The sequence below is a fragment of the Tsukamurella spumae genome, from assembly GCF_012396015.1.
Taxonomy (GTDB): Bacteria; Actinomycetota; Actinomycetes; order Mycobacteriales; family Mycobacteriaceae; genus Tsukamurella; species Tsukamurella spumae.
In genome coordinates this window covers 1-7,661 of sequence record NZ_JAAXOQ010000055.1, presented here as the reverse complement: position 1 = coordinate 7,661, position 7,661 = coordinate 1, and the positions used below count along the sequence as shown (strand labels likewise).

9 protein-coding genes and 1 pseudogene are annotated in these 7,661 nt (G+C 64.1%); 6 read left to right on the top strand and 4 right to left on the bottom strand.

From position 1 onward, the window contains the following. Nucleotides 1-445: 445 nt before the first annotated feature. Both HF999_RS21765 and HF999_RS21760 read right to left on the bottom strand, forming a co-directional pair. Nucleotides 446-706: a metal-sensitive transcriptional regulator gene (locus tag HF999_RS21765; protein WP_168547857.1), complete on the bottom strand. Its 261-nt coding sequence runs from the start codon at nt 704-706 to the stop codon at nt 446-448. Next, nucleotides 703-1,107, bottom strand: coding sequence for a DUF302 domain-containing protein (locus tag HF999_RS21760; RefSeq protein ID WP_168547856.1), 405 nt, complete (start codon nt 1,105-1,107; stop codon nt 703-705). Before HF999_RS21760 ends, HF999_RS21765 begins: the two co-directional genes overlap by 4 nt. Before the next feature lie 122 nt (nt 1,108-1,229). Between HF999_RS21760 and HF999_RS21755 the strand changes: the two genes are divergently transcribed. From HF999_RS21755 to HF999_RS21745, 4 genes are read left to right on the top strand one after another with little or no spacing between them, the layout of a single operon-like run. Then, nucleotides 1,230-3,395: an MMPL family transporter gene (locus tag HF999_RS21755; protein WP_168547855.1), complete on the top strand. Its 2,166-nt coding sequence runs from the start codon at nt 1,230-1,232 to the stop codon at nt 3,393-3,395. A 26-nt stretch (nt 3,396-3,421) separates the two neighbouring features. Then, a complete protein-coding gene (locus HF999_RS21750) occupies nt 3,422-3,811 on the top strand; it encodes a carboxymuconolactone decarboxylase family protein (protein WP_246208423.1) in 390 nt (129 codons plus the stop codon). Nucleotides 3,812-3,834: 23 nt separating this feature from the next. After that, the gene (locus tag HF999_RS23255; protein ID WP_512700780.1) at nt 3,835-3,990 is read left to right on the top strand and encodes a DUF8730 family Cys-rich protein; all 156 of its coding nucleotides are present in this window, start codon (nt 3,835-3,837) and stop codon (nt 3,988-3,990) included. Between the two features lie 46 nt (nt 3,991-4,036). Then, nucleotides 4,037-4,246 carry a YgaP family membrane protein gene (locus HF999_RS21745; RefSeq protein WP_168547854.1) on the top strand — a complete coding sequence of 70 codons (210 nt, stop codon included), beginning with the start codon at nt 4,037-4,039 and terminating at the stop codon, nt 4,244-4,246. Nucleotides 4,247-4,398: 152 nt separating this feature from the next. Here the strand turns inward: HF999_RS21745 and HF999_RS21740 are convergent. Further along, a protein-coding gene (locus HF999_RS21740; RefSeq protein ID WP_168547853.1) for an IS3 family transposase occupies nt 4,399-5,564 on the bottom strand; the annotation gives its coding sequence in 2 pieces (ribosomal slippage) (nt 4,399-5,277 and nt 5,280-5,564; 1,164 coding nt in all). Between the two features lie 135 nt (nt 5,565-5,699). Here HF999_RS21740 and HF999_RS21735 point away from each other — a divergent pair. Then, nucleotides 5,700-6,443 carry a VIT1/CCC1 transporter family protein gene (locus HF999_RS21735; RefSeq protein ID WP_295141368.1) on the top strand — a complete coding sequence of 248 codons (744 nt, stop codon included), beginning with the start codon at nt 5,700-5,702 and terminating at the stop codon, nt 6,441-6,443. Nucleotides 6,444-6,489: 46 nt separating this feature from the next. Here the strand turns inward: HF999_RS21735 and HF999_RS21730 are convergent, their stop codons facing one another. Then, on the bottom strand, nt 6,490-6,975 hold the full coding sequence (locus HF999_RS21730) for a DUF2231 domain-containing protein (protein ID WP_168547852.1): 486 nt from the start codon (nt 6,973-6,975) through the stop codon (nt 6,490-6,492). 308 nt (nt 6,976-7,283) lie between these two features. On the opposite strand from HF999_RS21730, the pseudogene HF999_RS21725 reads away from it, so the two are divergent. Beyond that, nucleotides 7,284-7,406 (top strand): annotated as a pseudogene (locus HF999_RS21725) (IS21-like element helper ATPase IstB); the annotation flags it as partial. Nucleotides 7,407-7,661: the final 255 nt, after the last annotated feature.

Below are 7,661 nucleotides of genomic sequence, written 5' to 3'. Positions count from 1 at the left end.
CAGTATCGGATACCTCGCGCCGATCGAGTTCGAGAACCTCTACTACGAATCCCTGCACGCCACCACACAGGTAGCCTGAACACCACCAACCCAAACTGTCCGGGAAACCGGGTCAAGCTCCAACCGCGTCGATGATCGCCGTGTACTGGTCGACTTTCAAGCCTGCCGCGCACCGTCCAAGGACAAGGAACTCGTCGTCATCGAAGGCTGGACCCACTACGACCTCTATGACCAGCCCGAGCCCGTCCAGCAGGCACTCGACCACCTGATCCCGTTCCGCAAGAAGTTCCTCTGACGTAAGCCTCCGCCAGACGCCGCAGCGTCAGCGGCACATCTCACTGGCGCGCTCTGCTCGCCAGCCTGACGCTGGCGGGCAGAGCGCTCGTTGGGCCCTTGCTTCGCAATCAGCTCGCTGCATTCGATCAACCTTGCCGGATTGTTGGATCTATGCGAGGGCGAGGAAGAGGCGTTCCAGCTTTTGTTGGTCGACGTTATCGGGGCCTTCGGTGGTGAGGTAGTGTTGTAGGCCGGTGGCGACGAGGGCGTAGCCGCTGCGTCCGAGGGCTTTGTTGACGGCGGCGAGCTGGGTGAGGACGTCTTCGCAGTCGTTGCCGTCTTCGAGCATTCTGATGACGGTGGCGAGGTGTCCGTGTGCGCGCTTGAGCCTGGTGAGGATCGGCTTGGCGGCTTGCTCTGGGATCTTCACTGGGCACCGCCGTCGGTGAGTGCATCGAGCATGGCGGTGAGGAGCTCCCGGGCTTCGGTAGATACAGCCTTGAGGGCAGGGGTTCCGGTGAATTCTGGCATCACGTCGGGGTTCATGATCTCAACGACGGAGCCTTCACCGTCCGCGCTGACAACGACGTTGCACGGCAGCAGTGTGGAGACCCGAGGATCGGCCTGAAGCGCTTGATGCGCGAGCTGCGGCCGGCACGCGCCGAGGATCAACTTCGGCGGCACATCCACATCAAGCTTCGCCTTGAGGGTGGCGGCGATGTCGATCTCGGTGAGGATCCCGAACCCGACGCGCGCCAACCCTTCCCGCACCTGCGCTACAGCCTGCGTATACGGCGTCGGGAGTGACCTGGTCATCGTGAATTCGTTCATGGACTCGTCTTTCTTCGATATCTGAGGGAGCTGTGCACCCAGTATTGCATAACCCCCCGGGGGGATGTTAGCTTCGATGCAACCAAGATCCCTCCAGGGGGTTAATACGAGGAGTGAAGGCAATGGCAGAGACAGTCGGAGATGCGCCGAAATCGGCGTCGGGTGCAACGAGGTCATCGTTGACCGGCGCGCTGGGGCGCCTTGGCGTCTGGGTCAGTGAGCATGGCCGGGTTGTCACGGCGGTGTGGGTGCTGTTGGTTGTGGGGCTGGGGATTTTCGCGCCGTTTGTGGAGAAGAATCTCTCCGGTGCGGGCTGGCAGGCGGACGGTTCGCAGTCGGTGCAGGTGCGGGAGCTGGCGCAGCAACATTTCGGTGGCAACGCCAGTCACGCAATCCAGGTGGTCGTTCATAGCGACACCGCGGCGTTGACAGAAGGACAGGGGCCTCAGATCCTCGCGCAGGTGACCTCTGAACTGAAGGCGGATCCGCGGATCGCCCAGGTCATCGCGCCACAACCGGGCATGACCTTGAGCGTCGACGGTAAGACGGCGATCGTCCTCGCCGGCGCCGGGGCAGATACGAACGAGATGGTCCGGGCAGCGACCGACCTCAAGGGATCACTCAGTGCGCTCTCGACGGACGCGGTGTCGGTGAATCCGACCGGCTCGTCGGTGCTCTGGTCGGACTTCAACGCGGCGAACCTGGAGGCGATGCTCACCTCGGAGATGCTGTCGTGGCCCGTGACTCTCGCAATCCTGGTGATCGCCTTCGGTACCTTGGTCGCCGCAGGCCTGCCGCTCCTGCTCACCTTGGCCGGGCTGGTTGCCTCGGCCGGGGCCCTGGTGCTGATCAACGAGATCGTGCCCGTATCGATCTGGGCGATGAACTTCGCGATGATGTTCTCCCTCGCGCTGGGCATCGACTACGCCCTGTTCCTGGTGGTGCGGTACCGCGCAGCGCGCTTCGGACACGGCGTGTCACCTCGGGAAGCGATCGCGCAGACCATGGACACCGCCGGTAAGGCCGTGTTGCTGTCCGGGGCGACCGTGCTGATCTCCTTGTCCGCGGTGATGCTCGTGCCGTCGCCGTCGTTCCGGTCGATGGCTGGCGGGATCATGCTCTCTGTCGTGTTCGTCCTCGCCGCGACGCTGACACTGCTGCCGCTGGTGCTGGTCAAGCTCGACAAGCGGATCAACGCGCTGGCGTTGCCGTGGGCTCGAGTCGGTGAGCACCGCTCACCTGCCTTCGAGCGATGGGGACAACGACTGTGGAAGCGCCCGTTCGCGTGGGGCGCCGCGGCGTTGGCGATCCTGATCGCGCTGTCGATCCCCCTCGCGGGACTGAAGACCGCGATGCCGTCGATCGCGGTGCTACCGTCCGATGCCAACGCGCGAGTCGGCTACGACCAGGTCAAGCAGGCCTTCGGCCCCGGCGCTCCTGGAACCCTGCAAATCATCACCCCGTCCTCGCTCGCCCCGCAGGCGCACCAGGCGCTGGCCGCTGATCCAGGAATCGCCGGCGCGATGCCGCCCGTCGCCGCAGCAGATAACAGCGGCCTATCACTGATCTCCGCGGTACCGAAGGTTGACCCCTCAGACTCGAGCCTGACTGCGACGGTCGACCGGCTCCGCTCCGATCTTCCCGACGGCACCCTGGTCGGCGGCGCTGCAGTGGAGAATCTCGACCTGAAGGCACAGCTCGACACCTCAACCCCGATAGTGATCGCTGTGGTCCTTCTGTTGGGCTTCGCGCTGCTGCTGGTCGCACTACGTGCGCCTTTGATCGCCCTGATCGGCACCGTGGTGAGCTTGCTGTCCACCGCGGCGGCGTTCGGTGTGGCCCGCTTGGTGTTTCAGGACGGTATCGGCGCCGGCCTGTTCGGCTTCGAATCCCAAGGCTTCCTCGATGCATGGGCGCCGGTGTTCTTCTTCGCGATGATCTTCGCGATCGCTATGGACTACACCGTGTTCCTGCTCTCGTCCGCCAAGGAGCACTGGGAACGCTCCGGTGACCCGAAAGAAGCGATGATCGGAGCCGTTGCCCACTCCGGTCGTGTCATCTTCGCCGCCGGCGGCGTCATGGTCGCCGTCTTCTTCACCTTCGCCCTGTCCGGGCCACTGCCCCCGAAGGAGATGGGCGTCATCCTCGGCGTCGCTGTTCTCCTCGACACCTTTCTCATCCGGCTGATCCTGCTCCCCGTCGCACTGCGCCTGGCAGGACGCGCAGCATGGGCCTGCCCTGCATGGCTCGCCCGGATACTGCCGAACATCAGCTTCGCCCACGAGTAACACCTACCTCTTACAGGAGCGCAACTATGACTAACAAGCCCGAAACCACAGCACTCGATCACTCCTCCGAATCAGGAGCAGCCACCCTGCGGCGACTACAACCGCAGCATCGGGACCTGCGCAAAGCGATCCCCGACGTCTACGCTGGCTTCGGCGCACTGAGTACGGCGGCGTTCGCGGACGGCGCACTCGACCGCAAGACCAAAGAACTCATCGCCTTCGCCATCGGAGTCGTCGAAGGATGCGACGGCTGCATCGCATCGCACGGCCAAGCCGCAGCCCGCGCCGGCGCAACGAACCAAGAAGCCGCCGAAGCGATCGGCGTGACCTTCCTCATGCACGGCGGCCCCGCCACCATCCACGGAGCCCGCGCCTACGACGTCTTCCGCGGATTCACCAACCCCGACAACAACTGACCCACCCAGGAGCGAAAGCCACCATGTGCCACGCCACCCGATGCCGAACCTGCGACAAAACCACCTGGGCCGGATGCGGAAGCCACATCGAAGCCGTCCGACGGACTGTCCCACCCGAAAACTGGTGCCCCGGCCACTCCGAGCCCGCTACCACGCGCCCGAAACGCCGCTGGTTCTAACCCACGCGCGCCCAACCACATCGACGACACGAAACGAACTCACCGCATGCGCAAACCCAACATCGACCAAGCAGTCCTGCTCCTCGCCGGAACCCTGAACCTCACCGGCGTCGCCCTCAGCGTCACCGCCTCACCTTGGTGGCTCTTACTGTCGGGGTTCGTATCACTGAACCTCATCCAATCAAGCTTCACCGGCTTCTGCCCCGCGGCAATGCTGCTCAAGCGATTCGGCCTGCGCCAAGGCAGCCCGTTTTGAGCCCGACCTAAGGTCGCCTAGAAACCTGGCACCGGGCGCATTACGAGCGAGCGTCGGCTTGCCTCAGCAAGCGCTGGCATCCGGGACTGCTGCACCGATAGGTGACAGTTGCGGTGTTGGGACTGCTGCACCGATAGGTGACAGTTGCGGTGTTATGCCGCCGAGGCGGCTGTGTTGATGATGGTCTCGTATTCGATCGGGGTCAACCGGCCGAGGCGTGCTTGCCGGCGTCGGCGGTGATAGGTCCGCTCGATCCAGGTGATGATCGCGATCCGTAGCTGCTCGCGAGTGCTCCACCGTTGCCGGTCGAGGACGTTGCGTTGCAGGAGCGCGAAGAACGATTCCATCGCTGCGTTGTCACCGGCGGCGCCGACGCGACCCATGGATCCGACCAGGCCGTGCCGGTTGAGAGCGGACACGAACTTGCGCGATCGGAACTGAGAGCCCCTGTCGGAGTGGACAATACAACCCGAGACGTCATCGTCTCGGCGGGCGACCGCATTGTTGAGCGCAGCCACCGCGAGCCGCGATTGCATGCGGGAGTCGATGCTGTAGCCGACGATCCGCCCCGAGCAAGCGTCTTTGATCGCGCAGAGGTAGAGCTTGCCCTCGTCGGTCCAGTGCTCAGTGATATCCGTCAACCACAACTCGTTCGGGGACTCAGCGGTGAAGTCCCGTTCGACCAGGTCGTCGTGCACCGGCGGACCGGGCTTCTTACCGTTGCGTGCACGTTTCTTGCCGAAGCTCGACCACCAGCCGTTAGCGCAGCAGATCCGCCACGCCGTCCTCGGGCTCATCGGTTGACCTGCAGCTTCGGCTTCATCGGCGAGGAGCCGGTACCCGAACTCTGGATCATCACGGTGCGCGTCGAACAGGGCGTTCGCCCGGTCCGCCGCGACCCGATCGGCGGTGGTGACCGCGTCCTTGAGCCAGCGGTAGTAGGGCTGTCTGGCGAGCTTGAGAACCCGGCACGTCACCGTGACGGGGATCCCGTCGGCGGCGAGCTCCTGCACGAGCGGGTACATCATTTTCCCGGCAGGTTCGCCTGCGACAGATACGCCGCGGCCCGGCGCAGGACTTCATTCTCCTGCTCCAACAACCGGATTCGCTTGTTGGCTTCCCGCAGCTCAGCGGACTGCCCGCTCGTCATGCCGGGCTTGGTGCCGTCGTCGATGTCGGCGCGGCGCAGCCACTTCGTCAAGGTCATCTCGTGGATCCCGAAGTCCTTCGCGACCTGCGCGAGTGTCACCCCAGGTTCACGGTCCCGGGCAACCCGGACCACATCGTCACGGAACTCCTGCGGATAGGGCTTAGGCACGATGGCCATCCTTCCAGGCCCACCCCTCGGGCAAGCCAGATCAGATGTCACCTATCGGTGCAGCAGTCCCTCCCTGCACTAGGGTAGCCTCACGTTCGTTGAAATGGCCGCTGACCAGCGTTTAGTCTGGCCGCTGTGACGAACAGGGACGGGATCGCCGACACCGCGACAGAACGCTCAGGACACGACGGTGAGCCGCACAGCGGCGCAGTCGGGAGCAAGCTGAATTGGCTCCGAGCCGGAGTCCTCGGAGCCAACGATGGCCTGCTCTCCACCGCGGGATTGGTGATCGGCGTCGCCGCAACCGCCGCCACCCCCGGAGCCATTCTGGTCGCCGGCGTCGCCGGACTGTCAGCAGGCGCATCAGCAATGGCCCTCGGTGAATACGTATCCGTGAGCACCCAGCGTGACACCGAGAAGGCGTGGATCGCGAAAGAGCAACGGGAACTTCTGGAGCAGCCGGAAGAGGAGTTCGACGAACTCGTCGGCCTCTACACCGCCAAGGGACTGAGCGAGGCGACCGCCCGGCAGGTCGCCACTGAACTCACTGCCGCCGACCCCTTGCGTGCTCATCTCGACATCGAGTTGGGTATCGACCAGGAAGAACTGACCAATCCCCTGGCAGCGGCGTTATCGTCAGCGGTCGCGTTCAGCCTCGGCGCGCTCATCCCCATCGCAGCCTCCCTGATCGCCTGGCACCGCATGCTCTGGATCGTGCTCGCCGTCGCAGTCGGACTCGCCGTCACCGGCTACGCCTCAGCCGCGCTCGGCGGCGCCAACCGCCGCACAGCGGTCATCAGGCTCCTCGTCGGCGGCGCAGCCGCCATGGCCATCACCTACGCGATCGGCCGACTCCTCGGAACCACAAGCCTCACCTAAACCAAGATCCGCCACCGCAGCGCGCCGCAGCCCGATAACCCGATCGTCAAATGCCTGACCACACCATCGCCGCGCCCGAATGCCCTGCAATCACCACCCCGACGATCCCACCGACGGCAACAAGAACAGACAGAACACCGAGCGCGATTGCGCCCACCCGCCCACGAAGAGCGGCCATCACCGGAACCTTCCGATGAACCCACGAACTAGAACCGGCCCACACCATCACCGCAAGAACGAACAAGGCAATAGACCACAAGAACGTGACTGTCCCCTGCGTCGAGTGATCCTCGATCTGCGCGCGCATCGAAGCCATCGCCAGCCGCTTCTCTAACCGCTCCCCCGACTCCTTCGCCAGATAGCAGCCGATCACCGCAGCAAGCGCAAGGACCGGGAGAACCAAGCCCGCGCGGTCGCAGGCCCGAGCCGACCATGCGCAGACCACCAGTAACAGAGCTGCAAGCGGCACCAACACCACAGCACCGTGAACGAACAAGGGATGCGCCGGAATCCCGGCGATATCAGTGAACACACCGAAACAATGCCACCCGATCCTGCCAATCCACTGTCAACGAAGCCGGAACTCACCAGAGCGCGTGCACGAGGCTCGAGGCGAACACCCCGTACCACGGGCGAGGACTCGGAAGCGTGGAGCCCCCTGACGAGGACCACGAGTTGCGAGCGACGGCCCACCTCCTACCCGCCCTCATTCATCGTGTCATGCACTACAGATGACTCTGTAGCGAACAATGCAGCGGCGGAGCATCACACCGATCGAGACAGTCCCTCTGAATGGGCGCCGAGGTTCGACGCGTACCTGCTGGTTTCGTGCGATGATGCTGCGCCGCCATCGTCGACAGGCTGACCTTCTGCGGGAACATCATCGAATCCGGCACCGACTCTTACCGCCTCGCCCACACCCGGAACCGTCTCGCTGGGGGAGCCGCAACGCCCGCCGAGTGACGCTCAAATTCATGAACATTCCAAGGCAGATCCTGCCCCGGATGGCGCTCAAATTCGTGAACAAGTGATGCTGACCCTCACGAACCTAGCCACCCGACCGGTAGCCGGAAGCTCTCTGTTGACGACGTTGACTAGGCTCATCGAAAGTCCCCAGTGATGCGCATCGAAATTCCCCACCTGGGTGCGGGGTTATTGTAGTGGTCGTCGGGTGGGTGCGATCGCGGTGCGGTGGGTTTCGTTGCGGGCGTGATGGTT

Excerpts from the sequence above, each read along its gene's own strand:
- HF999_RS23255 (WP_512700780.1), top strand. The coding sequence starts at position 3,835 with ATGTGCCACGCCACCCGATGCCGAACCTGCGACAAAACCACCTGGGCC.
- HF999_RS21745 (WP_168547854.1), top strand. The coding sequence starts at position 4,037 with ATGCGCAAACCCAACATCGACCAAGCAGTCCTGCTCCTCGCCGGAACC.
- HF999_RS21760 (WP_168547856.1), bottom strand. The coding sequence starts at position 1,107 with ATGAACGAATTCACGATGACCAGGTCACTCCCGACGCCGTATACGCAG.
- HF999_RS21750 (WP_246208423.1), top strand. The coding sequence starts at position 3,422 with ATGACTAACAAGCCCGAAACCACAGCACTCGATCACTCCTCCGAATCA.
- HF999_RS21755 (WP_168547855.1), top strand. The coding sequence starts at position 1,230 with ATGGCAGAGACAGTCGGAGATGCGCCGAAATCGGCGTCGGGTGCAACG.